The 25,338-nt window shown below is 64.1% G+C and carries 23 protein-coding genes; 5 read left to right on the top strand and 18 right to left on the bottom strand.

Annotated features, from left to right (window positions below):
- Position 1: 1 nt before the first annotated feature.
- The 13 genes from ACE191_RS13380 to pdhA all read right to left on the bottom strand — a co-directional run bounded on the left by ACE191_RS13380 (position 2) and on the right by pdhA (position 16,467).
- The gene (locus ACE191_RS13380) at positions 2 to 1,882 is read right to left on the bottom strand and encodes a PDZ domain-containing protein (protein ID WP_400192734.1); all 1,881 of its coding nucleotides are present in this window, start codon (positions 1,880 to 1,882) and stop codon (positions 2 to 4) included.
- A gap of 156 nt (positions 1,883 to 2,038) precedes the next feature.
- The gene (gene recJ / locus ACE191_RS13385; protein WP_400192735.1) at positions 2,039 to 3,760 is read right to left on the bottom strand and encodes a single-stranded-DNA-specific exonuclease RecJ; all 1,722 of its coding nucleotides are present in this window, start codon (positions 3,758 to 3,760) and stop codon (positions 2,039 to 2,041) included.
- A 403-nt stretch (positions 3,761 to 4,163) separates the two neighbouring features.
- Positions 4,164 to 6,023: a tetratricopeptide repeat protein gene (locus ACE191_RS13390; protein WP_400192736.1), complete on the bottom strand. Its 1,860-nt coding sequence runs from the start codon at positions 6,021 to 6,023 to the stop codon at positions 4,164 to 4,166.
- A 185-nt stretch (positions 6,024 to 6,208) separates the two neighbouring features.
- A complete protein-coding gene (locus ACE191_RS13395) occupies positions 6,209 to 8,311 on the bottom strand; it encodes a SurA N-terminal domain-containing protein (protein ID WP_400192737.1) in 2,103 nt (700 codons plus the stop codon).
- 87 nt (positions 8,312 to 8,398) lie between these two features.
- Positions 8,399 to 8,659 carry a hypothetical protein gene (locus ACE191_RS13400; RefSeq protein ID WP_400192738.1) on the bottom strand — a complete coding sequence of 87 codons (261 nt, stop codon included), beginning with the start codon at positions 8,657 to 8,659 and terminating at the stop codon, positions 8,399 to 8,401.
- 16 nt (positions 8,660 to 8,675) lie between these two features.
- Positions 8,676 to 9,254, bottom strand: coding sequence for an LPS export ABC transporter periplasmic protein LptC (gene lptC / locus ACE191_RS13405; RefSeq protein WP_400192739.1), 579 nt, complete (start codon positions 9,252 to 9,254; stop codon positions 8,676 to 8,678).
- Complete coding sequence (locus ACE191_RS13410; protein ID WP_400192740.1) at positions 9,254 to 10,588, bottom strand: hypothetical protein; 1,335 nt, start codon at positions 10,586 to 10,588, stop codon at positions 9,254 to 9,256. Before ACE191_RS13410 ends, lptC begins: the two co-directional genes overlap by 1 nt.
- Positions 10,578 to 11,312: a type III pantothenate kinase gene (locus tag ACE191_RS13415; RefSeq protein WP_400192741.1), complete on the bottom strand. Its 735-nt coding sequence runs from the start codon at positions 11,310 to 11,312 to the stop codon at positions 10,578 to 10,580. The genes ACE191_RS13410 and ACE191_RS13415 overlap by 11 nt, the downstream gene beginning before the upstream one ends.
- A 78-nt stretch (positions 11,313 to 11,390) precedes the next feature.
- Positions 11,391 to 13,172: a pseudouridine synthase gene (locus tag ACE191_RS13420; protein ID WP_400192742.1), complete on the bottom strand. Its 1,782-nt coding sequence runs from the start codon at positions 13,170 to 13,172 to the stop codon at positions 11,391 to 11,393.
- Positions 13,173 to 13,368: 196 nt separating this feature from the next.
- Positions 13,369 to 13,752 (bottom strand): TraR/DksA family transcriptional regulator, encoded by a 384-nt coding sequence (locus tag ACE191_RS13425; protein ID WP_400192743.1) that lies wholly within the window; start codon positions 13,750 to 13,752, stop codon positions 13,369 to 13,371.
- A 222-nt stretch (positions 13,753 to 13,974) separates the two neighbouring features.
- Complete coding sequence (ribH, locus tag ACE191_RS13430) at positions 13,975 to 14,451, bottom strand: 6,7-dimethyl-8-ribityllumazine synthase (protein WP_400192744.1); 477 nt, start codon at positions 14,449 to 14,451, stop codon at positions 13,975 to 13,977.
- Between the two features lie 135 nt (positions 14,452 to 14,586).
- Complete coding sequence (locus ACE191_RS13435) at positions 14,587 to 15,360, bottom strand: tetratricopeptide repeat protein (protein ID WP_400192745.1); 774 nt, start codon at positions 15,358 to 15,360, stop codon at positions 14,587 to 14,589.
- A gap of 54 nt (positions 15,361 to 15,414) precedes the next feature.
- The gene (pdhA, locus tag ACE191_RS13440) at positions 15,415 to 16,467 is read right to left on the bottom strand and encodes a pyruvate dehydrogenase (acetyl-transferring) E1 component subunit alpha (protein ID WP_400192746.1); all 1,053 of its coding nucleotides are present in this window, start codon (positions 16,465 to 16,467) and stop codon (positions 15,415 to 15,417) included.
- A gap of 219 nt (positions 16,468 to 16,686) precedes the next feature.
- Between pdhA and recF the strand changes: the two genes are divergently transcribed.
- Together recF and ACE191_RS13450 are read left to right on the top strand one after the other, a co-directional pair.
- Positions 16,687 to 17,793, top strand: coding sequence for a DNA replication/repair protein RecF (gene recF / locus ACE191_RS13445; protein WP_400192747.1), 1,107 nt, complete (start codon positions 16,687 to 16,689; stop codon positions 17,791 to 17,793).
- A gap of 65 nt (positions 17,794 to 17,858) precedes the next feature.
- Positions 17,859 to 18,182, top strand: a complete 324-nt coding sequence (locus tag ACE191_RS13450; protein ID WP_400192748.1) for a DUF721 domain-containing protein — start codon at positions 17,859 to 17,861, stop codon at positions 18,180 to 18,182.
- A 527-nt stretch (positions 18,183 to 18,709) separates the two neighbouring features.
- Here the strand turns inward: ACE191_RS13450 and ACE191_RS13455 are convergent.
- Both ACE191_RS13455 and ACE191_RS13460 read right to left on the bottom strand, forming a co-directional pair.
- On the bottom strand, positions 18,710 to 19,084 hold the full coding sequence (locus ACE191_RS13455) for a hypothetical protein (RefSeq protein WP_400192749.1): 375 nt from the start codon (positions 19,082 to 19,084) through the stop codon (positions 18,710 to 18,712).
- Between the two features lie 347 nt (positions 19,085 to 19,431).
- The gene (locus tag ACE191_RS13460; protein WP_400192750.1) at positions 19,432 to 20,253 is read right to left on the bottom strand and encodes a glycerophosphodiester phosphodiesterase family protein; all 822 of its coding nucleotides are present in this window, start codon (positions 20,251 to 20,253) and stop codon (positions 19,432 to 19,434) included.
- Positions 20,254 to 20,545: 292 nt separating this feature from the next.
- Here ACE191_RS13460 and ACE191_RS13465 point away from each other — a divergent pair, with 292 nt between their 5' ends.
- On the top strand, positions 20,546 to 21,178 hold the full coding sequence (locus ACE191_RS13465; RefSeq protein ID WP_400192751.1) for a DUF2939 domain-containing protein: 633 nt from the start codon (positions 20,546 to 20,548) through the stop codon (positions 21,176 to 21,178).
- A gap of 93 nt (positions 21,179 to 21,271) precedes the next feature.
- Here ACE191_RS13465 and ACE191_RS13470 read toward each other — a convergent pair whose 3' ends face one another.
- The 3 genes from ACE191_RS13470 to ACE191_RS13480 all read right to left on the bottom strand — a co-directional run bounded on the left by ACE191_RS13470 (position 21,272) and on the right by ACE191_RS13480 (position 23,554).
- The gene (locus ACE191_RS13470; RefSeq protein WP_400192752.1) at positions 21,272 to 21,544 is read right to left on the bottom strand and encodes a PLD nuclease N-terminal domain-containing protein; all 273 of its coding nucleotides are present in this window, start codon (positions 21,542 to 21,544) and stop codon (positions 21,272 to 21,274) included.
- A gap of 118 nt (positions 21,545 to 21,662) precedes the next feature.
- Positions 21,663 to 22,295 (bottom strand): rhomboid family intramembrane serine protease, encoded by a 633-nt coding sequence (locus ACE191_RS13475; protein WP_400192753.1) that lies wholly within the window; start codon positions 22,293 to 22,295, stop codon positions 21,663 to 21,665.
- A gap of 281 nt (positions 22,296 to 22,576) precedes the next feature.
- The gene (locus ACE191_RS13480) at positions 22,577 to 23,554 is read right to left on the bottom strand and encodes a polyprenyl synthetase family protein (RefSeq protein ID WP_400192754.1); all 978 of its coding nucleotides are present in this window, start codon (positions 23,552 to 23,554) and stop codon (positions 22,577 to 22,579) included.
- Positions 23,555 to 23,780: 226 nt separating this feature from the next.
- Between ACE191_RS13480 and ACE191_RS13485 the strand changes: the two genes are divergently transcribed.
- Positions 23,781 to 24,293 (top strand): energy transducer TonB, encoded by a 513-nt coding sequence (locus ACE191_RS13485; RefSeq protein WP_400192755.1) that lies wholly within the window; start codon positions 23,781 to 23,783, stop codon positions 24,291 to 24,293.
- Positions 24,294 to 24,787: 494 nt separating this feature from the next.
- On the top strand, positions 24,788 to 25,321 hold the full coding sequence (locus ACE191_RS13490; RefSeq protein ID WP_400192756.1) for a TonB family protein: 534 nt from the start codon (positions 24,788 to 24,790) through the stop codon (positions 25,319 to 25,321).
- Positions 25,322 to 25,338: the final 17 nt, after the last annotated feature.

Below are 25,338 nucleotides of genomic sequence, written 5' to 3' on the forward strand. Positions count from 1 at the left end.
GCTAGCTCCGGGGCCCCAGCAGCCGGCGCCGCAACTCCAGCTGCTGGGGTGTGGCGCTGGGGTTGGGCTCGAGCTGGTTGCGGATTTCCACCTCGAACTCGCGGGGTGCGGCCTCGCGGTCAAGGGTGGTGGTGCCGCGGCGCAGGGTGAGGCGCACCGCAGCCTCGGCCGGCTCCAGCAAGGGGCGCAGCAGCTGCTCGGCGGTTTGCAAACTCACCGGCTGCCCGTTCACGGCCACTATCACGTCGCCGTTCTGCACGCCGAAGACGTTGCCCTCGGGGTTGGTTTCGGCGGCCTCGAACTGCTGGGCGCGCTCGTTGTAGCGGAAGCCCAGCTGCCCGTAGGCCTTCAGGCGTCGCGACTCGTTGGCGGTGTAGTGCCAGCCGATTTTCTCCAGGTACTCGGCCAGCGGCAAGGGCTGGTCGCCCACCACGTAGGCGTCGAAGAACTGCTGCACCTGGGGGTGCGTGAGGGCCACGATTTCGGGAATGAGCTGCTGGTCCTCGAAGGAGCGCGTGGGGCCGTACCGCTCACGCAAGGTCAGCAGCACGTCGCGCAGGCTGCGGCGGCCCTGGCTCAGCTCCTGAATGCGGATGTCGAGCAGCCAGCCGATGAGGGCGCCCTTCTGGTACACGTTGTCGTACATCGCGTCGTAAGGCTTTTCCAGAATGCGCCGGCTCATCTCGGTGAACGACACCGAAGGAAACTTCTGCGAGGCCTCAATCTTGTCGCGCATGTTGCGGCGAAATACGTCCTCGGTAGTGATGCCGGCCTGCACCTGGGCCAGGTGGGCGAAGTACTCGGTTACGCCCTCGTAGAGCCAAAGGTGCTGCGACATGCGCGGGCTGCGGAAGTCGAACTCCCCGATTTCGCGCGAGTGAATGTTGAGCGGGGCCAGCATGTGCAGAAACTCGTGCGAGGCAATTTCCTGCACCATCTCGCGCAACTCGGCCTCGGTGTTGCGCTCGGGCATGAAGTACAAGGAAGAATAGGAGTGCTCCATGGCCCCGTAGGCGCCCGTCTGCCGGTTGATCACCTTCGAGGTCTGGAAGTCGGGGAAGTACATCAGGAAGTGGTACTGGGGCACGGGCATCTGCCCGAAAAAGCGGCCCAGCGCCTCGGCCATGGGCCGGATGATTTCCAGTACCTGCGGGGCCCGCACCTTGCCCGTCTCGGAAGTGACGGCCACGTGAATGCGGGCGCCGCCCACGGCCAGGCTGGCGGTGTCGGGGCGAGCGTACAAGATGGGGCCGTCGGCCAGGGTTACGTAGCTGTCGGCGGTGAACACATCCTGGCCGGGTGAGCGGCGGGCGGGCAGCGCCGTGGCCCCGTACAGGGCCGCATCGTGCTGCACGCTCACCTCGTAGGGCAGCATCTTGTAGCTGCGGCCCGGGGCTTCGAGGTAGCCGTAGAGGCCGTAGTGGTTGAGCACGAAGTTGGGCTGGGCCGCGGTAGGGTCGAAGTTGGTGCCGCCGGGCTGAAACACGTAGCTGGCGTCCATGCGCGCGTCCCAGGTATCATCGACGCGGTACTCGAGGCGGGCCAGCCGGCGGGCCTTGTCGATGATGAACAGGTTGGCGCCCTCGCGGCGCACCTTCAGCGGCTTGCCCTTGTCGTCGAGGGCCCGGAAGTCCTGCACGAAGCGGCCGTAGTCCTTTTTGGCGTAGGAGCCGGGCACCACGCTGGGCATCACGTAGGTTACCTGGTCGTCCTGCACCGACGGGGTCTGCACCACAATGCGCAGCTGGTCGGTGGTGGCGGCGGGGCGGGTATCCACGCTGATGCGGTAGCCGGCGGCCGGGGCCACGGCGGGCGTCTGGGCCGCAGCCGTTGCCGCCGCCAGCAAAACCACGCCGGTGGCGCGAAGCAAGGTCAGTTTCATGGGAAAGCCGGGCGCGCCAGCTGGGGGCACGCCGCCTGGCTAAGGTACCGCAAAGCCCGCAGCCAACCGCCGGAAAAAGCGCGGGGCGCCCGACTTTACTGCCGGGCGCCCCAACCAATTAGGCAATGCGGATTTAAGTAGGCCCCTACCCGGCGGCTAGTTCCAGCCGATGTCCTTGAGGCGCAGCTGCAAGCTCTTCTGGCCGCGGTACTCGTTCACGTCCACGGTGTAGCACACGCTGAAGGGCTGGCCGCGGGTGATGCGGTCGTAGTGGTCGGCCAGGCCGAAGCCGATGGCTTCCACCGGGCCCGAGCCGTCCTGCACCAGGGTGAGCTTGAGGTGGGAGTTGCCCACTACCTTGGCCGAGCCGGGCACGATGCGCACGTCGGTCGACTCGAACACGGGGTTGGAGTTGCCGGGGCCGAAGGGCTCCATCTGGTGCAGCAGGTTGAAAAAACTCCACGACACGTCCTGCAGGCGCAGCGGCAAATCGATTTCCACCGGCGGAATCATCTGCTCGTCGGTGATGCGGGCAGCTACTACTTCCTCAAAACGCTGGCGGAAGGCCGCCACGTTTTCGAGCGGCATGGTGAGGCCGGCGGCGTACATGTGCCCGCCGTACTGGTCGAGCAAATCGGCGCACTCCACAATGGCCTGGTGCACGTCGAAGCCCACCACCGAGCGGGCCGAGCCGGTGGCCTTGCCGTTCGACTCGGTGAGGATGACGGTGGGGCGGTAGTACTTGTCGAGGCAGCGCGAGGCCACGATGCCGATGACGCCCTTGTGCCAGTCCTGTTTGAAGAGCACCGTGGCCCGGGCGCCGCGCAGGGCCTGATCGGTTTCGATCATCTGCAGGGCCTCTTCGGTGATGCGCGTATCGAAGCCGCGGCGCTCGGTGTTGGTTTTGTCCACCACGTTGGCCTTGGTCAGCGCCTCCTCGGCCGTTTCGGCCAGCAGCATGGCCACGGCCCGCTTGGCGTCGCCCAGGCGGCCGGCGGCGTTGATGCGCGGGGCGAAGCCGAACACCAGGCTGCTGACGGTGAGCGGCCCCTCGCGCAGGCCCGCCAGCTGGCGCAGGGCGTCGAAGCCGGCGCGGGGCGAGCGGGTATGGTCGTTGAGGCGCTTGAGGCCGTGGTACACCAGGGTGCGGTTTTCGCCGGTGATGGGCACGATGTCGGCGGCGATGCTCACGGCCAGCAAGTCCATCAGCTCGTGCAGGGGACCTTCGTCGAAGCCCTGGGCCTGGCACAGGCCCTGCATGAGCTTGAAGCCCACTCCGCAGCCCGACAGCTCCTTGAAAGGGTAGGCGCAGTCGGGGCGCTTGGGGTCGAGCACGGCCACGGCGGCGGGAAGCTCGGCGCCCGGCAGGTGGTGGTCGCAGATGATGAAGTCGACGCCCCGCTCGTTGGCGTAGGCAATCTTGTCGACCGACTTGACGCCGCAGTCGAGGGCCACGATGAGCTTGAAGCCCTGCTCGGCGGCCCAGTCGATGCCCTGGGTGGAGATGCCGTAGCCCTCGGTGTAGCGGTCGGGAATGTAGTAGTCGATGCGGGCGGGGCCGAACAGGGGCCGCAGGTAGGAGTACACCAGCGCCACCGAAGTGGTGCCGTCCACGTCGTAGTCGCCGTACACCAGTACCTTTTCTTCCTGAAACAGGGCCTGGGTGAGGCGCTGCACGGCCTTGTCCATGTCGCGCATAAGCAGCGGGTCGTGCAGGCCGCCCACCTCGGGGCGGAAGTAGGCGCGGGCCTCGTCGAAGGTGCACACCCCCCGCTGGCAGAGCAGGCTGATGATGGACTCGTTGACGCGCAGCGCGTCCGCCAGGGTGCGAACGTGCTGGGGGTCGGGGGCGGGCTTACGAATCCAGCGTTTGAGCATATAACGGTAGCGGAGAGCGGTATCTTCAAAAGTACAAAGAAAACGGCCTGGAACCCGCGGTCTGCGTATGTTTACCGGCTCATCCGTCCGCATTTTGGCCCGTATGCAACGCCTTCGCGACTTCTACCAGCGCTACAAGCAGTACATCCTCAGCGACGGGCTGATGTACCTGGTGTTCGTGCTGGTGCTGGTGCTCATGTTCGTGTTCTTCGGCTGAGCGACCGGCGGGGCTGGCCGGGGATTAGCACTATCCCACTCTGGGCCGCCGGGGCATGGCCTGGGGTAGGTCCGTATCTCCTCCATACTTCTCCCCGGCTGGCCAGGAAACCGGAATGATACGAAAGCAAGAAGGCAGACCCGACCGAGTCTGCCTCCCTCCTATTAGCTATCCGCTGTTCGGGGCTTACTGGGGCACGGCATCGCCGCGGAGTTGGCGCACGTGCTTGCGGGCGTCGGCCACGTAGATGCTGCCGGGGTAGCGCGTGAGCAGTTGGGTGTAAAGCTCCTGGGCGCGGGCGCGGTCCTGGCGGTTTTCCTCCTCGATCTGGGCCGTGAGGTAAAGCGCGTCGTCGGAGAGGATATCGTACTTGGGGTTCTCGGTGATGCGCTGCAGGGTGGCCACGGCGCCGGCGTAGTCGCCGGTGCGGCGCAGCAGCTGGGCCTTCAAGTACCAAGTTTCGTCGGTGAGGGCGTGGCCGGGGTACTTGGTGAGCAGGGCGTCGAGGGCTTTGAGGGCCTCGGGCAGCTTGTTCTGGAACACCAGCAGCTCGGCGGCGGCATAGTCGCGCAGGGCCACGCCGGCGGTGTCCATGGCCGTGTTGTCGCCGATGAGCAGGCTGAGCTGCATGGCGTCGTTGGCAATTTCACGGCTGGTGGCCAGCTTCAGAATGTCGAGGTGGCTCTGGGCCAGGCGGAAGTCGCCGGCGAAGTAGCTCAGGCGGGCGTTGCGCAGCTTGGCGTCGTAGCCCAGGGGCGAGTCCTTGCGCGAGCGTTCCACCTGCGAGTACAGCAGGGTGGCTTCCCAGGGCTCGGCGCGCAGCAGGTAAATGTCGCCCAAGGCCAGCTTGGCTTCATCCACCAGCGCGGCGTCGGCCCGGGGCAGGTCGATGACCTGCTGGAGCAGCTGCATGCCCTGCTGCTTGTCGTCGAGCTGAAAGGCGTAGAGCAAAGCCAGGTTGCGCAGGGTTTCGGCGGTCTGGGCGGTGCGGCCGTAGTCGGTGAGCAGCTGCTGGTACTCCCCTACCAGGGCCTGCAGCTGGGCTTTGTCGACGGGGAAGGTGTTGCGCACCTGCTCTTCGCGGGCCTGGATGAGGCGCTGCCGGGCCAGCTGCCCAAACTGGCCGCTGCGGTACTCGCGGGCCACGTACTGGTAGCCTTCGATGGCCGCTTCGTAGTCTTTGTTGCGCTGGGCAATGGCGGCCACGTCCATCACGCGGCTGCCCTCGGTGCGCTGGCGCCGGTCGAGGGCGCGGGCCTGCACCAGGGCCCCGGTAAAGTCGCGGCGCTGCTGGTAGAGCCAGAGCAGCAGCTCGGGGTAGGCGGCGCGCTCGGCCTGCTGCTGGGCGCGCGAGAGCAGCAGCTTTTCCAGAGTGTCGAAGTCCTGGTCGGTGCGCAGGCTATTCTGGAGCATGTTGCGCACGAAGGGCAGCTGCTGCTCGTCCTGGTCGACCAGGCGCAGGGTTTCGCTGAGCAGGCCGGCGGTGTTGCCGGTGCGGGTGTAGAGCTGCACCAGCTGGGGGCTGTACTCGGCGTCGTTCCGGGCCAGCTCACGGCCGCGCAGGTAGGTGCGCTGCACCCAGCGCGGCAGCTCGCGCTGCTGAAACTCGGTAGCTACCGGCACCACCTGCCCGGCAGTGAGGCGGCTCAATACCAGGCTGTACTGCTTGCTGGCGGCGGCGGTGTCGCCCTGGGCGGCGTACACGCTGCCCAGCGCCACGCCCAGGGTAGGTTCGGCGGGGCTTTTGCGCACGGCTTTTTTGGCCAGCTTTTCGGCCTCGCGAAACTTCTTCAGCTCGAAGAGCACCTTCAGGTAGTCGGGCAGCACGTTGGGAGCCAGCTGCACCTCGCCGGGCAGGTCGCTGAGCAGGGCCTCGGCCTTCAGCCACTCGCCCCGCCGGGCATACTCGCGGGCCAAACCCAGCGGCGTGCCGTCGGCCGGAACCGGGGGCGGGCCGGGCTGGGCCAGCAGCGGCGCGGCGGCCAGCAGACCCAGGGCCAGCAGGGCCGCCCGGCGGAAGTGGGGAGAAGCGAAAGGCAGGGACATAGTCGGAAGTCGGGTTGAGCGGCCGGGCTGGGCCGGGCGGCCGGGGCGCTAACGCGGGCGCGGCGGTTTTCATTCCGCCCGGCGGGCCCGCCAAAGAAGCAAAACCCGGCGCCACGGTTGCGCACGAAAAAGGGCCGTATCTGCGGTAAGATACGGCCCTTTGACGGATGCGGTCGGCGAGCGGCCTAGAAGAACTTCACGCGCTCGTCCTTCACGTCGGCTTTCTCACGCACGGCCTCGTAGACGGCGCCGTTGGCGCGGGCCGAGCGCATGCCCTGCAGCTGGGTGCGCACGGTTTTCAGGTCAGCGGCCGGGGCGGCGGGCGTGGTTGCAACCAGCTCAACTACCAGCACGCCCTGCTCGCCCTGAATGGGGGCCGAACGCTGACCGGGCTTCAGGCCGAAGGCGGTGCCCACGGCCACGGGCTCGGCGCCCAGGCCGGGAATCACGCCCTGACCCAGTACCACGTCGTTGGCCACGCGCACCTGCGCGGCCGAGCCGTAGGCGGCGGCCATCTGCTCGAGGGTGCTGCCTTTCAGCTTGGCCATGATCTGCTTGGCCTTCTCTTCGTTGCGTACGAAGGTCGACACCTCGGGCTTCACGCTGGCCACGTCGGCCGTGCCCTGCTCGCGGGTACCGGTCACCACGGCAATGACGTACTGATCGTTCACCGAGAACACGTCGGAGACGCTGCCCACTTCGGTTTTCTTCTCGTAGGCCCAGCGGATGATTTCGCGGGCGTTGGGAATGTTGCCCACTACCTGATCCGACTTGCCCAGGCCCTTGGCTTCGAGCTTCTGTAGGGATTTGTCGGCGGCCACGGCCTTGCGGAAGGCTTCGAGGTCGGTGGCTTTGCCCTTCAGCTCCTGGGCCCGCTGGTAGGCGGCGTCGTTGGTGGCGTCAGAGGGGGCAATGCTCTTGGTAACGGCGGCTACGCGGTAGGTCTGGCTGGTTTTGGGAGCCGTAACCTTGATGATGTGGTAGCCGAAGGAGGTTTTGGTGAGGGTGGGCAGCAGGCCAGCCGAACTGGTGCCGAACACGGCTTTCTCGAACTCGGGCACCATGCGGCCGGAGGTAAACCAGCCCAGGTCGCCCCCCTGCGGGGCGGTGCCGTCGGTGCCGTGCTGGCGGGCCATAGCGGCAAAGTCGGCGCCGGCCTTGATCTGGTTCAGGATGCCCTGGGCCTTGGCTTTGGCGGCGGCATCGGCCTCGGGCGTGGTGCCCTCGGGCTTGATGAGGATGTGGCTGGCGCGGGCGGCCGCGGTGGTACCGGCCTTGGCGGCGGTTACCTTGTAGAGCGAGAAGGTGCCGTTGTCGGCGAAGGGGCCGTACACCTGGCCCACCTGCAGGGGCAGCTGCTCGCGCAGCTTCTCGGGCAGGTCGGCCGGCGAGGCGTACTGGCCGTTGTAGGGCTGGTCGGAGTTCAGGCGCACAAACAGCGAGTCGTTGGGCGCGGTGCGGAACTGGGCAGCCAGCTGGTCAACGGTCTGGCGCACCTGGGTGCTATCCTCGGTCGAAGGCGTCACGGGAATTACCACGTACTCCAGGTCGCGGCCTTCCTGCACCTTGTAGCGGGCCTTGTTGCGGTTGATGTAGTCGCCCAGCTGGGCGTCCTGCACCTTCACGGCCGAGTCGGAGATGCTGAAGTAGGGCACGAACAGGTAGCGCAGGTTGGCCTTGGCGTTCTGGGCCTCGTTGTAGCGCTGGGCTTCGGCGGTGGTAACGTATTCCGTGTTCTTGAGCAGGGCAAAGTACTTGTTGCCGAGGCGGTCCTGGGGCAGGCCCTGCTCGAAGGTGTACCACGCCTGCTGCTGCTGGGGCGGCATCTTGTCGAGGTTGCGCAGGTACTCAATCACGCGGGCGCGGTCGAACTGGCCGGTCTGCGGATCGGTGAAGGCCTGCTTGATGGTGGGGTGAATGTTGCGCCCCTGTACCATGTCGGTCAGCTCTTCTTCGGTTACCTGCAAACCCAGCTTTTCAAACTCGGGCTGGAAGGCGCGGCGGAACACGATCTGGTTCCAGGCCTGGTCGCGCAGGCTCTGCATTTCCTGCTCGGTGGGCTGGCGGCCGTTCTGGCTCACGTAGGCCTCCTTCTGCTGCTCCAGCAGCACGTTGAATTCTTCTACGGATACGTCGTCGCCGCCCACGGAGCCTACCGAGTTATCCTGGCGGTTGAACAGGTTGCCGTTCCCGATCAGGTCGCCGCCCACGATGAACAGCAGCATCCCGATGGCGACGGCGCCCACGGCCCAGCCTGATTTTTCCCGGATGGTGTTGATTAAAGCCATTTAGTTGAGGGTAAGCAGCAAAGAAAAGGTCGAAAGAAGCGCAAAATAACCCGATTTCGGGCAATAGTCAAACTGGCCAAGCGGGGCTTAGCCTTTGCGGCGGGCTTTGCCGCCGGGTTTGGTCTTGGCAGGCCGGGTGTTGGCAGGCCCGGCCGGCGGCGGCGTGGTGGGCAGGGGCCCCAGCCGCCGGTACAGCAGCAGGCACACCACCGAAAGCATAAACAGCCAGTAGTTGCGGAGCAGGCTGTTCTCGAGCACCGTCTGGTGAAGGCCGATGATCATGAACACCACGGCCAGCGAAAACAGCACGGTGCGCAACAGGCCTCGGTCGGGAGTGGGAAGTTTCACGGCAGGCGGCAAAAAATTAAGGCTGCGCGGCGGCATCCGGATCGATGGTGAACACGCCCTCGGGCTTGGAGATGGTGTAGCGCGAGAAGTCCTCGTTGGCCTCCAGGCCCTTGCCGGTGAGCACCTCGGTGGGCGTCTGCACGCGCACGTTCATGTCGGGCTTGGTGTAGATGCGGGCCCGGGCGCGGTCGTAAAACAGCTCCTCGGTTTGCAGGCTCTGCTGCTTGATTTCGTTGCGCACCCGCACATCGCCGCGAATCACGTAGAGGTTGGAGGCCCGGGTGTAGCGCCCGTACTGGCCCTGCAGGGTGTTGACCACCGTCACGCCGTCGCGCTCGAAGAAAGTGGCCTTGACGCCCTTGGGGTACACCAGGTCGCCGTTTTCGAACTGCTGCTCGAGCGGGGCCTGCAGGCGCACCTGCAGCCGGGCCGAGTCGCTGAACAGCGTAATGGCCTGCACCGTTTCCAGAATGGGCCCGGTATACACCTGCTTGGCTACCGGCCCGGTGCTTTTGTCGCGGCAGGCCGGCAGCAGCAGCGCGGCGCTCAGCCACAGGGCGGCAGGTCCCGCAATGCCGGCTCCCAGCTTACTCATTACTCGATCTTGCGCTTCAGGAACCAGCGGTTGTTGAGCGAGAAGCCTAGCTGCACGCGCATGTAGTCTTCCTGAATGCTGCGGCCGGTGCTGCCGGTGAGCACGTCATCGGCACCACGGCGGCCGTAGGTGAAGCCCAGGTTCACGCTGGCCGCGTCGAGGGCGCTGGCCGAGGGAATGGGCAGCATGAAGCCCCAGCTCACGGCCCGGTCGTACTGGGTTTGCCCGCCGGGGCGGTAGGGCAGCTGCCCCATGCTCAGCCCGAAGCGGTACACCACGCGCTGGAAGTAGCTCTGCACCGAGCCGGGGTCGGGGGTGATTTCCGTGCCCACGGCGGCGCGCCAAGTGTCTTGGTAGATGGCGGCGGGGCGGCTGTCGCCCGCCACGCGGAAGGCCTCAAACTTCGACCACTGCTGCCGGGCCACGTCGGCGCCCACGCTCCAGTTTTTGCCGTTGTCGAGGCCAAAGCCCAGCTGCAGGTTCGACGGCACGATAGCCTCTCCGCGGGCGTCGGTATCGAGCATCATCAGCTCGATGGTGGCCCCGTTCAAACTCTGCCGTTCGGCCTGGCGCTGGCGCGAGCCGCCGAGCTTGGTTTGCAGGGTATACACCGCGCCTAGATTGGCGTTGAGCTTGCTGCTGAGCTCGTGGCGGTAGTGCAGCCCGGCCCGGCCCGTGAAGTCGGAATACTCCAACTGCTCGGTTACCACCGAGCGGCTGAGCGTCTGCGAATCGAGCACCTGGTCGGTGGCTACCAGCGCCGAGGACGACTGGTCGATGGCGCCGAATACGTAGGAAGTGCTCAGGCCCAGGGTCAGGCCCTTAGCCACGCGAACCCCGTGTGCGAGGTAGACCTCCGACAGGCCGCCGGTGCCGCGGTACTCCTGCAGCACCTGCGCGGTGGGGTCGCCCGCTACTTTGCCCACCACCGAGGAGGTGTAGTCGACGATGCTGTAGGGTTTGATGCCGGCGGCCAGGCCCCAGCGCCGCGACACGGGCACGGCAAAGGCCAGGTAGCTGAGCGTAGCACCGCCGTCGACCTGCGAGAGGGAGCCGCTGCGCAAGCGCTTGAGCTGGCCTACCGCCGCCATTTCGAAGGTGGTGCGGTTGGTGTAGTAGAGCAGGGCCGGGTTCAGCTCGTTGACCTGAGCCGTATTGGGCGCCCAAACGCCCACGCCGCCCATGCCCTGCTGCCGGACGCCGCCGGTGTTCATATTGACGTCGCCCAGGCCCAAGCGGGAATACGGAGAATTACCCAGTCCCTGCCCGCTCGCCGTAGAGGCGGCCGCCAGCAGGCCCAGCACGGCCAGCGCGTTCGTTTTATTAGCCAACATTATGCACCAGTATGCGGTGAAGTCCAAGCAAAACCAGCTCGGCAACTACAAAGATGCGGCCTTTGAGCCGCGATTCAAAAAACGCCGCGTCGCCCCCGGTCAGCACCACGGCTAGGTTGGGGAAGCGTTGGCGGTACTCCTGCAGCAGGCCATTAAGCTCGGCTACAGCCCCGTTGAGCGCTCCGCTGAGCATGGCCGAGCGCGTGTCGGTGCCGGTGAGCGGCAGCGCGGCCGCTTCGGCGACGGAAGGTACGGCCAGCTCGGGCAGCCGGCCGGTGAAGGCATGCATGGCCTGCAGGCGCAGGCGCAGGCCTGGGGCAATGCTGCCGCCGTGGTAGGTACCGTCGGCCGTTACCAGGTCACACTTCAGGCAGGTGCCCGCATCGACTACCAGCACGGGGCGGCCCGGCAGCAGGTGGGCCGCGCCCACGGCACCGGCCAGCCGGTCGGCCCCCAGGGTGTGGGGCGTAGCGTAGGCATTGGCCAGGGGAATCGACGTGTAGCCGGGTCGGAACACCAGCGCTTGGGCCGGAGGCAGGGCGGCAGCCCATTCCTCGGCTGGCGCAGCTACCGAAGCCAGCAGCACCCGCTCGCTCCCTAGGCGCTCGGCCACGGCCCGCAGCTCCGCAGCCGACGTTACCCAACCGGCTTCGGTCAGGTCGTGGTGGTGGAAGGCGCCGTATTTGGCGGCCGAGTTGCCTATGTCCAGTACGAGAGCGTTCATCAGCAAAAAGCGGAGCGGGCAACGGGTGCCCGCTCCGCTTGCGGGAAGAGCCGGGTTAAGCGCGCCGGGGTTGCGTGCCTACATGAAATATTTCAGGCGGATAACTTCCTTTTCGGTCAGGTAGCGCCAGTTGCCGCGGGCCAGGTCCTTCTTGGTGAGGCCGGCATACTGCACCCGGTCCAGGGTTTTCACGTCGTAGCCCAGGTGCTCGAAGATGCGGCGCACGATGCGGTTGCGACCAATGTGGATTTCGATGCCCACGAAGCGGGGGTTGCCCGCCACCACGGCCACGTCGTCCACTTCCGCCTTGCCGTCCTCCAGCTCGATGCCGGCGGCAATCTGGCTGAGGTGCTCCTCGGTGAGGGGCTTATCGAGCTCCACCTGGTAGATTTTCTTGTTGCGGTGCGAGGGGTGGCTCAGCTTCTGGGCCACTTCGCCGTCGTTGGTGAACAGGAGCAGGCCGGTGGTGTTGCGGTCGAGGCGGCCCACCGGGAAGATGCGCTCCTTCGAAGCCGTGCGCACCAGGTCCATCACCGTCTTGCGGCCCTCGGGGTCGTCGGTGGTGGTCAGGAAGTCCTTGGGCTTGTTGAGCAGCACGTACACCAGCTTCTCGCGCTTGAGGTTGGTCTTGCCGTAGTGCACGGTGTCGCTGGGCTGCACCTTGTAGCCCAACTCGGTTACTACCTCGCCGTTCACGCGAATCTCGCCCGATTCAATGAGTACGTCAGCCTCGCGGCGCGAGCAGATGCCGGCGTTGGCGATGTAGCGGTTCAGGCGCACCGAGCCGTCGGTTTCGGGCTCGTCGCGGCGGCGCTTGTTGCCGCGGGTTTTGTCTTCCTCGTAGTGCTTCAGGTTATGATACGAGGGAGCTTCCCCCATCGACTCGCTGCGGCCCGGGCGCTCGGCGCGGGCGCCGTAGGGCTTGGCCGGCCGCTCGGCCCGGTCCGGCCGCTCGCGCCGCTCAAACGTGGGGCGCTCGGGGCGGGCACTGCGGTCGGCGTTGCCAAAGCGGCTGGGTCGCTCCGAACGCTCGTCGCGGCCATAAGCCGGGCGCTCAGCGCGCTCGTCGCGGCGCGGGCGCTCATCCCGGTCGAAGCTGCGCGGGCGCTCATCGTAGCCTCCCGGGCTGCGGCCGAAGGCGCCACCAGGCGTGCGGCGGCCTTCCGGGTTGAAGCGGGCCGGGGCATCGCCCCGGTCAGAGCGCGCGTCGCGGCGGTCTTCGTAGCGGGCCGGGCGCACGGGGCGGTCGTCGCCCCCCTTCAGTTGCCGGGGGCGCTCGTCGAACTCGTTGTCGCGGGGTGCGTCGAACGAGCGGCGCTCATTCCCGAAACGGTTGTCCTTGCCGGCAAAGCCCCCCTTGGATGAGTTGTAGGGCCGCCGCTCGTCGCCGAAGCCCCGGCCGCCGTTATCGGGCCGGGCAGCAAAGCGGCGCGGCGCCTGGTCGTTGCCGGGCTCGGCCGCGGGACGCGGGGGCTTGTTGAAGCGGCCGCGCATGAAGTCGTCGGCGGCATCGGGCTCGGCCGGCTTGTTGAAGGACTTGAAGGGCCGCTGCGGGCGCTCGAAGCCGCGGTCGTTGCCGCCGTACGAGGGGCGGTTGCCGCCGCCGTACGGACGGTCGCCCGAGCCCTGGCCGAAGCGCCGCTCGTCGCCGCCGGGGCGGCTGCCGAAGCCGGGCTTGCCACCGGGCCGCCCGAAGGTCGGGCGCGACGGGAAGTCGGAGCCGGCGTCGCTACGCGGGGCCGGCCGACGGTCGTCGCCGCCGAAAGTCGAAAAGGGTTTGTCGCCGCGCTTGAAATCGGAGCCGGGACGGGGGGCGGGGCGGCGGCTGCCGGGACCCGAGGAATGCTGTTTCTTGCCCATGTGAGGGAGGATGCAGACGCACGGCATCGCTGCCGGGCAGGGTGAGATATTCAGGAGTCAGATGCTAACGCAGCCGACGGGTCAATTGGTGCAGTGGAGGCCCAGAAAGCAGCGCCCGGATTTGCCGGTCGGCCCCGCCCCGGGGAGCGAAGTACCGGCCGGCAAATCCGGGCGGCGGCAGGCCGGGGCGGCGGGTTTAGTCGCGGCGGGCCATTTTGGCTTCGATGGAGTGCTGGGTGTGCGGCACGGCGCGCAGGCGCTCCTTGGCAATGAGCTTGCCGGTGCCGATGCACACGCCGTAAGTCCCGTTCTTGATGCGGATCAGGGCGTTTTCCAGCTGCTGGATAAACTTCATCTGGCGCGAGGCCAGCTGGTTGAGGCTTTCCTTCTCGGCCGTATCGGCCCCGTCTTCCAGCATCTTCGACTGCGAGGCCGTGTTATCGGTCCCCGAATCGTTGCGGCGGCTCAGCGTTTCTTTGATGAAGGCTACTTCTTTCCGGGCAGCAGCTAGTTTTTCCTGGATGATGGCCTCAAACTCAGCCAGCTCTTCCCGGGAGTAGCGTAGGGTTTCTTCACTCATGGTGGGCAGGAAAATGTGTAAGTTATTCGCGTTAAACGATTTATCCAGCTGGCTAGCCCCGAAAAATCCTTTGATACCGCTTGAACAGCAGGCGGGCCAGGTTAGTGCCTTCGCCGAATGCGGGGCGGGTCCCCAGGGAATTCCGGCTTGGTGCAGCCCGGTTTTTCGGCCGCAAAGCTACGGCTTTGCCCGCACTTCAGCTACGAAGGGTCGGAGTAAGGCTCAGAAGCCCAGCATGTGTATGGCCGTCACGGCCGCTTCCACGCCTTTGTTGCCGTGCTGCCCGCCGGCCCGGTCCCAGGCCTGGGCCTCATTCTCGGTGGTGAGCACCCCGAAGATGACGGGCTTGTTGAACTTCAGGCCCACATTCATCAGCCCCTGCGCCACGGCGTGGCTGATGAACTCGTCGTGGCGGGTTTCGCCCTTGATGACGACGCCCAGGCAGATGACCGCGTCGATTTCCTCGTGCTGGGCCAGCAGCTGCGCCCCCAGGCCCAGCTCGAAGCTGCCGGGCACGGTATTACGGAAGATGTTGTCGGGTTGGGCGCCGTGCTTAAGCAGGGTTTCGTAGGCGCCCTGGCAGAGCGTGTCGGTGATGGCGCGGTTCCACTCGGCCACAACCAGCCCGAAGCGCTTTTCGCTGATGTCGGGGAAGTGGTCGGAGGTGTAGTCGCTGAGGTTCTTGAGGGCGGTGGCCATAGAGGAAAGCTAAGTTCGGCGGGCAAATATCCGATTATCCGGCGGTTTCGGCCGGCAGCCCCCGGGGACGCCATAAAACAACAGGCGCCGCTTCCTCTCCGGAAGCGGCGCCTGCGGTAGGCTGGTTGCCGGAGCTTACTTGCTCACCTGACCCTGGGCGCGGGCGCGCATGATCTTGGCGTCGTTGATTTCGGCGGCTGTCGGGTACTCGTTCACAATCTTGTCGTAGGCGGCTACGGCGCCGGCGAAGTCCTTGTTCAGCTCACGGGCGGTGGCCAGCTTCATCAGGTAGCCGGGCGTGAAGAAGTCGTTGGCGTTGTAGTCGGCTGCCTTCTGGTAGTAGTCGGCAGCTTCCTTAAACTTCTTCAGCTCCAGGTTGGCGTCGCCGATGAGGGCGTAGGCGCGGGCCTGAATCAGCAGGTCGTCGGAGCTGAAGTCTTCCAAGAAGTCGATGGCCTTGGTGAACTGGCCTTCCTTGAGGGCGGCGGCGCCGGCGTAGAAGTTGGCCAGGTTGGCGGCCTTGGTACCGCTGTACTCCGAGGCAATGGCTTCGAGGCCGTCGTACTGCCCGTCGCCCTTCAGCGCCTTCTTGGTGGAGTCGGCTTCCCAGTAGTTCACGGCCTGGAACATGGCCGTCTGGGCTTTCTCGTCCTGCGACTTGCGCCAGGTGTAGTAGCCGAAGCCAGCTACCACGGCCAGCACGATGGCGGCCAGCAGCCCGAACACGATGTTCTTGTTGCGGCGCACAAACTCCTCCGACTCACCCAGGCGGTTGGCCAGGGCATCGGGGTCTTCCAGCAAGGGGTGAGCGGCGGGTTGGCCTTCTTCCGGCGGAACGGCCCCGGGCTGTTGTTGCGCCTGGCCCTGCCGCGCCTGCGGCGACTGACCAGTGTAGGGAATCTTAGACATGGAGAAAGAAAAGCGCCAGCCGGGCGGGGCCGCGGCAAGTGGCGGGCGTGGTTACTACTCGCGGATGAAAGGATAGTCCTCCTGCACGTACACGTCGCGGTACAGCTCCTCGGCGGGCGGGTACGGCGAATTCTCGGCAAACTCCACCGACTCGGCCACTGCGGCCTTGATCTTCTCGTCGATGGCGCTCAGCTCGTCCTCGGTGGCCATGCCCTGCTCCAGAATGGTCTGGCGCACGTTCTCGATGGAGTCGCGCATGCGGTACTCCTCCACCTCTTCCTTGGTGCGGTACTTGGCTGGGTCCGACATGGAGTGGCCCTTGTAGCGGTAGGTTTTGAACTCGAGGAAGCTCGGGCCTTCGCCGGCGCGGGCCCGCTCGGCGGCGCGGGCTACGGCGTTGTGTACCTCTTCCACCTGCATGGCATCCACTGGCTCCGAGGGCATGTCGTAGCCTTCGCCGATGGTGTAGAGGTCGGTCACGTTGGAAGTGCGCTGCACCGAGGTGCCCATGGCGTAGCCGTTGTTCTCTACCACGAAGATGACCGGCAGCTTCCACAGCATGGCCATGTTGAAGGCCTCATGCAGGGCCCCCTGACGCACGGCACCGTCGCCCATGTAGCAGATGCACAGGTTGCCGGTCTTGTTGTACTTCTCGGCAAAGGCAATGCCGGCGCCCATGGGCACCTGCCCGCCCACAATGCCATGGCCGCCCATGAAGTTTACGCTCTTATCGAAGAGGTGCATGGAGCCCCCCTTGCCCTTCGAGCAGCCCGTCTGCTTGGCAAACAGCTCGGCCATGATGGCGTTGGGCGAGGTACCCAGGCCCAGCGGGTGGGCGTGGTCGCGGTAGGCGGTGATGTACTTGTCGCCGGGACGCAGGGCCGAGATGGCGCCGGCCACGCAGGCTTCCTGCCCAATGTAGAGGTGGCAGAAACCTTTAATCTTCTGCTGACCGTAGAGCTGACCGGCCTTCTCCTCGAAGCGGCGCATGAGCAGCATGCTCTCAAACCAGGTCATGTAGGTTTCCTTGGAGAAGGAACCCCGGGCGTCCGACACCTGGGTGTCTTTTTCGCGGCCACCGGCGGCCTGCTCGGCGTTGGCCTGCACGGCTTCTACGGGTTCGGGCTGCTGCTGCGAAGTGGGCGCCGGGCCCTTTCGGCTGGTTTTAGAAACCGGGCTTTTAGACGTGGCCTTCGCTTTGCCAGCCGAATTGGATGCCTTCGAGGCAGCCTTTACTTTCGTATCCGCCATTGGTAGCTGTTCTTGTTCGCGTTTTGGAATGCGAAAGTACGTAAAAGCATTGCAACTCCGAAACGCCCTTCCCGCATGATCCTGGACTCGCTCCACCTGCTTTTCTTTAAGAACTACGACGAGGCCAGCCTGCAGTTTTCGCCGCATATCAACTGCTTTGTGGGCGAGAACGGCAGCGGTAAAACCAACCTGCTCGACGCCATCCATTACTTGTCGCTCACCAAGAGTGCCTTCTCGGCCGCCGACGCGCAGTGCATCAAGCAGGATGCTGACTTCTTTCTGGTGAAGGGCAAGTTCTTAGGGCCCAATAACCAGGCGGAGCTTATCCAGTGCAGCCTGCGGCAGGGCCAGAAGAAGGTTCTCACCCACGATAAGCAGCCCTACGAGCGGCTGGCCGACCACATCGGGCGGTTCCCGGTGGTCTTGATTTCCCCCTACGATACCGATATAATCCGGCAGGGCAGCGAGGAGCGGCGCAAGTACTTCGACAGCCTTATCTCGCAGCTCGACCACGGCTACCTGGAGCTGCTCATCCAGTACAGCTTCCTGCTGCGGCAGCGCAATGCCCTGCTTAAGCAGTTTGCCGAGCGCCATAGCTTCGACCGTGACTACCTACAGGTGCTCGACGAGCAGCTCGTACCGGCCGGGCAACGACTGACGGAACTGCGGGAGCAGTTCCTAGTTAGCTTCATTCCCGTGTTTCAGCGGCACTACACCGAGCTGGCCGAAAGCCGGGAGCAGGTGTCGCTTGACTACAAGAGTCAGCTGCCCGGTGCCGATTTTGCGGCCCTGCTCCGCGCCAACGAGCGCAAGGACCTGGCCCTTCAACGCACTACTGTGGGGCCGCACAAGGATGATTACGTGTTCCTGATGGATGGGCTGTCGGTAAAGCACTACGCCTCGCAGGGGCAGCAGAAGTCGTTTGCCATTGCCCTCAAGCTGGCCCAGTTCGAGGTAATGGCCGAACGCAAACAACACAAGCCCCTGCTCCTGCTCGACGACATATTCGACCGGCTGGACGAGCGGCGCATTACCCGGCTGCTGCAGCTAGTTGCCAATCACACCTTCGGGCAGATTTTCCTGACCGATACCCACCTCGACCGGACCGATCGGGTACTGGCGGGGCTGTCAGATCAGATTGCGCGTTTTCGGGTAGAACAAGGCACCGTCGCAGCCGTTTAAGGCAGGTCAGGCCGTACCTTTGCCGGTGCTGCTCAGCGCTTCGCTCCGCGCATTATTGTACCACTTTGGCCTTTAACAACCGCACCAAATCTGAGAATTCCCGCCAGGCGGACATCGTTCCTCTGAAAGACGGAATTCAGGCTTTGCTCAAGGCCTACCGGCTGCAGGGCAAGCTCAACGAGGTGTACGTGGTATCGAGTTGGGAGCGAATCATGGGTCGGGCCGTGGCGCTCAAAACCCAGGAGGTGTACTTCCGCAACGGCAAGCTGTTCGTGCGCCTGACGTCCTCCCCGCTGAAGCACGAATTGTTCATGGCTAAGTCGAAAGTGGCGGAGGTCATCAACAAGGAAGTCGGCGAACAGCTCATTCAGGAAATCGTGTTCCTGTAGCGCCCAGCTACTCCGTTTTACGTCGAGCCTCGCCTTCCCCGGAGCGAGGCTTTTTTTTGCCCCTCCCCTACCCGGACCCGGCTCTTTCACCCGTCTCCGCGCTTGCCAGGATTTGTGCTCCCCCTCGCTGTCGCCCCGGGCCGAACTGGGTCTGACTACGGTTTTGAACCCGGGGCTCGGCATCATACTACACCGGACATGCGAGGCCGTGGCGCAGCCACACTCTTTCGCTTACACCGAGGGCTGGCTACTCCTCCAGGCGCTTTCCACAACCTACTGTCACCTTACTGTCGCTACTACGACTAAGTTTTAAGGCTGAGGCGGCTCACTCTTTTCTAACCCATTTGAGCCATTGCCTACCGGCGTTTTATATGGGCCAACGTCTTACCACCCGGCTGCAGTAAGAGGCTTAAATGGATACTGTCCTGGGGTTGAAATACGACCAATCAGGAACCTTATTGATCAGCTAGCAGAGGCTCATATTTTACACGTGGAGCCTTGAATGTTCCACGTGAAACATAGGCCGGTCACTTAGGGGCGTACAGTTTTAACAGTAGCTCATTGTAGGCTTCCAACAGGGCAATGTACTTGGCTTGGAGTGCCATCAGGGCTTTCGTACAGTCCTGATCAGCAGGCTGTAACACTATATTGCGAACAGATGCGGGCTGTGTAACAGCGGGCAGTGTAAATGGAAGCTGAGACTGAACAGGTGTATCAAAATCATTTGTAAAGTCATGCTGTATCACCTCACCTACTCTCTTAACAAAATTGTAATCAAGGGTTGTCTCCTTGAATTTACGGTAAATGGTAGGACGTGTAATACCGAGCTCCTGCACCAGCCGGCTAATGGAAATACCGCTGTTTTTGATGGCTTCTTGCAGGATTTCGCCTTGGTGTGTCATTTACAGGTGTATTACGAAGCAGGGTGTAAAGATGACAGAAATGTCCGAAGATACAAAACACCAAACTGTATCATTTACACCAATCCGAACAACTGTTACAACAATACACCGTTACACATCAAGCGTTACAGTTACAGATGTATCGGTACAACCCTGTTCGCTTTACAGTTTCCAACTACATCTTCTCACCCAACAGAAGGCAGGAATGGGCGCGGAGTAGCCTCCAACAACGGGTTTGATTGATCGGCTGTAAAATCTGGCCCCGTATTGAGCAGAGAAAAGTCTTAAAGATTCTTGCCCGGTTCCTTATAAGGAGGCAGGGTGCGTAAGACCACCGAGAGCGGATTTTACAGACCGAGTACAGCCGTGACCAGGTCGGGGTAGTCGGTGGTCAGGGCCTGTACGCCCAGCGCGGTGAGCCGTTGTACCTCGGTGGCGGTGTTCACGGTCCAGGCCGTGACGGGCAGCTGGTGCTGCTGGCAAAAGCGCATCAGCGGAGCATCAATCAGCGGGTGGTGGATGCCCAGGGAATCGGGCTGAAAGCCGAGCTGCGCGAGGTGCTCAGCGACGGGTTGATGGTCTTCGATGAGCAGGCACAGCGGCCACGCCGGGGCCTGCCGGCGCAGGGCCTGCAGCACCCGATGATCGAAGGAAAGCAAGGTGATGGGCGAGGCGGGCCGCAGCTCGGTGAGGCAGGCCAGCACGGCGGCAGCGAAGGGCTCCGGGGCAGGATGAAACACTCCGTCGCCGACGGGTGTGCTCTTGATTTCGATGCAGAATTCGGGGGGCGGCAGGGTCCGTTGCCGGGCGTGCGCCTCGACGGCCGCCAGTACTTCGCGCAGCAGCGGCTTGGGGGCCGACAGGGTTTGCTGCCGGGGAAAACGCGGGTGGCGCAACTGGCCGCAGTCGCAGCGCCGGATGCGCGAGTAGGGTTGCTGGTAGAGGTTGAAGGCCCGGCCCTCGGCTTCGCTGAGCAACTCACCCTGGGGGCCCCGGCAGATAAGGTGATTGAGCCAGGGCTCGTGCGAAACCACCACCTGCCCATCGGCCGACAGTACTACATCGAGCTCCAAGCCGGAAATGGGCCACTGCAGGGCGTGCAGAAACGCGGGCAGGGTGTTTTCGGGCAGCAGGCCCCGGCAGCCGCGGTGGCCATAGACGCGGGGCACGAGGCGCGGGGTGAAAGCGGGGGAAACGGGGGCCATACTGCGTGTACGCCGAAAGCAGACAGGTTGGTGCAACCAGGGGGTTGCGGCCCTTGCCTCGATCCTACACGTAAATCGGCTTCGGAGTGGGCACTTCAGGCGTTGGCCGGCGGCTGCGAAGCCCGGAAAGTCAGGCCCGGTTGCCGCGCCGGCGCGGGTGCCGAACGGAAAGAATGCACCGGTGAGTGACGACGGGAAGCCGAGGGTGGGGCACAAACGGATACTTTTGAAACCGGAATCCTAACCCCTTCAACCCATGAAAAAGCTTTTGATCGGCTTACTGCTGCTGGCGGTGGTGGCCGGTGGCTATTGGTATTACCACAGCATCACTACGGGGCCCAAGTATGCCCTGGGGCAGGCCGTGAAGGCTGTGCACGACCACGACGTAGCCGCGTTTGAAAAATACGTGAACGTGGAAAGCGTAACCGGCAGCCTGGTAGACCAGGTGACGGCGCAGAGCAGCGTGCTGGGTATGCTGAACCCGGCGGGCTTCCTGGCCAAGGGCGCGCTGGGTTTGGCCAAGCCGCAACTGGCTAAGGCGGCCCGCAAGGAGATGCAGCGCTTCGTGGAAACGGGCTCGTTGGAGGGCGCCGCCGAAAGCTCGCCCAAGCGCTTGGTGAAGGTGTCGCTGGCGGGGCTGGCCAGCAAGGTGGTGAGCCCTGAGAGCAGCTTCAAGGGCGTGAAGTACGTGAACGAGCAGGGCGAAGTAGCGCTGGTGGGGCTGGAGTTTACCCAACCCAAGTTCGACACGACGATGGTACTGGAAGTGAAGATGCGCGACCGGGGCGACTACTGGCAGGTGACGGAAGTAACCAACATGGGCGAGATGCTCAAGCACGTGGCCCGGCTGGAAAAGAACAAGCTACTGGGCGGCAGCAGACCCAACTAGCAAGCCCAACTGAGTTGCCCGGACGGGCACGAAAAGCAAACGGCCCGGTGTGCGAAACACCGGGCCGTTTTGCGTTGAACATCAAGTCGGAGTTTAGGACTTGCCGCGCCCAAAGAGGTAGTAAAGAATTAAACCGAGGACGGGCAGGAAGAAAATGACGGCAATCCAGATAAGCTTCTTGCCGAGTGACCAGGGCTGACGCAGCACGTCAATCACGGCCAGCACGTCGAGGATGAAGACGATGCCGCCCCACAGCGTCATGCTGCCGCCACTGGTGCGGCGGGAGCAGCTGCTCAGGGCCAGGGCAAACATGGGAGCCAGCAGCAGGAGCGGGCGGAAAGTGTTGGAGAGCGAAGCGCGGTTCATGGTGAATGGTTGCGTTTAGAAGGTGTGGGGGAAGGAATTTGCCACTCTTTACGCAAGCATTCGGCAATGGATATAATTGCTGCGGAGCTTATGCGTTAACTCACTGAAAATTATGCTGTTACTGCAAAAATTGCAGGATTTGCTGGAGGAAAAGCAGGCCGGTTTGAGGTAAAGCAATGAGGGTGAGGACAATGCCGTAGAGGGCGCCGTAGAGGTGGGCGTCGTGGTTGATGCCGTCGGCGGCAATGCGGCGGGACTGGTAGTAGGTATAGCCCAGGTACAGGACGCCCCAGATGAAGGCGGGAATCTGGATGGGAATGGGAAACACCATGAGCTTGGCCGTGGGCTCGAACAGGATGCTGGCGAAGATGACCGACGAGACGCCGCCCGAGGCGCCGAGGCTGCGGTAGTCGGGGTCGTCGCGGTGCTTGAAGTAGGTGGGCACATCGGAGATGACGATGCCGCCGAGATAGAGCAGTAGGAACAACAGCAGGCCGCCGGTGGGGCCGAAGGCGTCGGCGAAGTAGTAGCGGGCGGGCTGGCTCAGCGAGTAAAACGCGAGCATGTTGAAGGCCAGGTGGGCAATGTCGGCGTGGAGGAAACCGGAGGTGATGAAGCGGTACCACTCGCCGCGCTTGCGCACGAGGTAGGGCGACATGATCCAGCTTTCCGTGAGGCCGGGGTTGGACCAGGCGTACATGGAGGCGGCGCAGGTTACGCCAATCAGGATAAGGACGGCATCGAGGTGCATGAGCGGGAGGAAGGGCCGGGCAGAAGCTCAGCGGTGAGGGAACGAGGCGCGGGTGGAAAGCGGCGCCCCGGGTATTCGGTGGGGTTAGCGGCTATAAAGCGTTGGGAGAGCTGGGCCAGAAGTTAGGCGGAGGGTCGGGCTTTATCCGAGGTCCGTCGGACGAAGGGTCGGTGTAGCCAAGCACCTCTATGGAACAGAGAAGCGGTAGAGATTCTTCGACTTCGCTCAGCATGACGGCCAGTTTAATGGGCTGTGCCCACACTCTAGCTGAACCTGCGGGGTTAGTTTTCGCGCTCCATGAGCTGCAGGGCCAGGGCACGCAGGGGGGCTTTGCGGGCGGCGGGGGCCTGCACGGCGTCGAGGTGGGCGAGGGCGTCCTGGAAATAGTCGTTGATGAGGGCCTCGGTACGGGGGCGCACCTGGAGCTGGTCGTAAACGGCCGTTACGGCGCGCACCTTGGCCTCGGCGGTTTCGGGTGAGTTCAGACCCATCCACTGGCTGAGCGTGGCTTTCTGGGTCTCGTTTGCGGCTTCCAGGGCGGTGAGCAGCAGGTAGGTCTTCTTGTCGCTGACGATGTCGCCGCCGACGCGCTTGCCGAAGGTGGCCGCGTCGCCATAGACGTCGAGCAGATCGTCGCGCAGCTGGAAGGCCAGGCCGATGTCGGTACCGAAGCGGCGCAGGTGGTCGGCATCCTGCGGAGAGGCGCCGCCGAGGCGGGCGCCCAGCTCAAGGGCAAAGCCTAGGAGCACGGCGGTTTTGAGGCGGATCATGTCGAGGTACTGCGCGATGCTGACCCGGGCCTCGGTTTCAAAGTTCATGTCGAGCTGCTGGCCTTCGCAGACTTCGGCGGCGGTTTGGCTGAAGCGGCGCAGCAGCTCGGGCAAGAGGGCGGGCTCGATGTCGAAGAGCAGCTCGTAGGCGCGCACCAGCATCACGTCGCCGGAAAGGATGGCCGTGTTGGGGTTCCACTTGACGTGCACGGTGGGCTGGCCGCGGCGCAACGGGGCCTGGTCCATGATGTCGTCGTGGAGCAGGGTGAAGTTGTGGAAGACCTCGACGGCCAGAGCGGGCTTGAGGGCCACGGTCTGCCAGCGGTCGGTGAAGAGCTGGGCGCCGAGCAGGGTGAGCAGGGGGCGAATGCGCTTGCCACCCATGCTCATGCTGTAGCGGATGGGCTCGTAGAGCTCCTGGGGGGATTGGCCGTATTGGAGGTCGGCCAGGGCGGCGGTGAGGGCGCCGGAGAAAACGGAAAGGTCCACGGAATGGGGCAACGGTAGGAAGACGTGCAAGGTACGGACGCGGGGGCGCCGGGCTGCAAGCAACAAGGGGCGGGCGGTTTTGTGTTGGTGCGCGGGCTCACGCCGGCCCCGTCCCCAAAGGCAGAAGAGAGACCCTGGCAACGCGGCGGCATTGTATCGGGACACGGAATGCGGGCGGATGGCGTTAGGAGAAAACAAGGGGGCACCTCGCTCCTATCTTTGGCTTATGCGGATGCTACTACATGTGCTGAGTGTGGGGGCCGTGGGCCTGCTGGGTCTGCTGCTGCCGGGGCGGGTGCTGGCGCAACGCTCGTACAACAACTGGGTGCCCACCACGAGCGGTACCAGTGCCCCGGCAGCTAAGCCGCAGGAGCAGCTCCAACCGGCCCAGGAGCCGGCGCCTACTCCAGCCGTTGACCCGACGGCCGCGGCGCGGGCGGGCTATAGCGTGGAGGTGATGCCGGAGTACCCGGGCGGCATGGAGGCGCTGAACCAGTACCTGCGCAAGCAGCTGCGGCGGCCGAAGGGTCCGCGGCAGTCGGGCACGGTGCGGGTAACGTTTACGGTGCTGGCCTCGGGGGCCGTGACGGGGGCGCACGTGCGGCCAGGCAACGGGCTGACGCCCGACTACGACGCGGCGGCCACGGCGCTGATTGGCGGGCTGCGGGGGTTTACGGGCGGCAAGCGCAACGGCCAGCCGGCGGACATCGAGGTGACGCTGCCGGTGGAATTCCGGTAGGCGAAGCCGCTAACCGGACCCGGAACGACTGCGTCCGTAGCCGGAACGACCGCGGCGGGGGCCGGAACGACTGAAACCAGTGCCGGAAGCAGCGGGGCCGGGGCCGGAAGGATTGCGACCAATGCCGGAACGATTGCGTCTGGTACCGGAACGACTGTGACCGGTGCCGGAATGATTGAATCCAGTGCCGGAACGACTGTGACCGGTGCCGGGACTTTTCGCGAAAAACGGCGCAAGTGCGCCGGGCTAAAACCCAAACGACCCTGCCGGCGCGGAGCTGGCAGGGTAGCCGGGCGGGCGTCAGCAACGGCGGTCGACCACCCCGGCTGCGGCTCTTGGGGCGCGGACTGTTCAGACCTGCATCCTTGAACCAAGGCTTACTCACGCAGAGCCGATTATAATTGGTAATACTTCTGGAACGGCGGCAACGTTGGCATTTCTACGTAGCCAACTTATTCGCCCTTCCATTCAACCTAACGCTCCGCTATCTGCTCATGCCTTTTCAATTTAAACCGTTGTTTACCGCACTATTGGTGCTTTCGCTGCCCACGGTAGCAGCGGCGCAACGCTCGCACAACAACTGGGTGCCGCGCACGAGTGGTCCCGTGGCACCCGCCACGCCAAAGTCGAAGACGCCTGCACCAACGACTACCCCAAAGGCCGACGTTGCTGCATTGGTTAAGCCGATGAAGGGAGATTCAGCCAGTACCGAAGGAGTCAAGCCAGCGTTCATTTATGTGGATCTAATGCCCACGTATCCTGGGGGCACAGAAGCCATGCGGCAATTTATTCGCAAGAACCTCAAAAGGCCCAAAGGGCCACGACTACGCGGCAAGGTTTATGTGACGTTCGTTGTGCTTACAACAGGCCAGGTTGCTAACGCACATGTGGCTCCTGGAAGAGGGCTGGATCCTCGTTACGATGAAGCCGCCATTGAGCTGATTAATCAGTTAAATGGGTTTTCCCCCGGCAAAAAGGGAGGTAAGTCAGTTGATTGTTCTATGACCATACCTATAGCATTTGAGTGACTGAAGAACCCTCACAC

This window comes from Hymenobacter sp. B81, assembly GCF_044628455.1.
Lineage (GTDB): Bacteria > Bacteroidota > Bacteroidia > Cytophagales > Hymenobacteraceae > Solirubrum.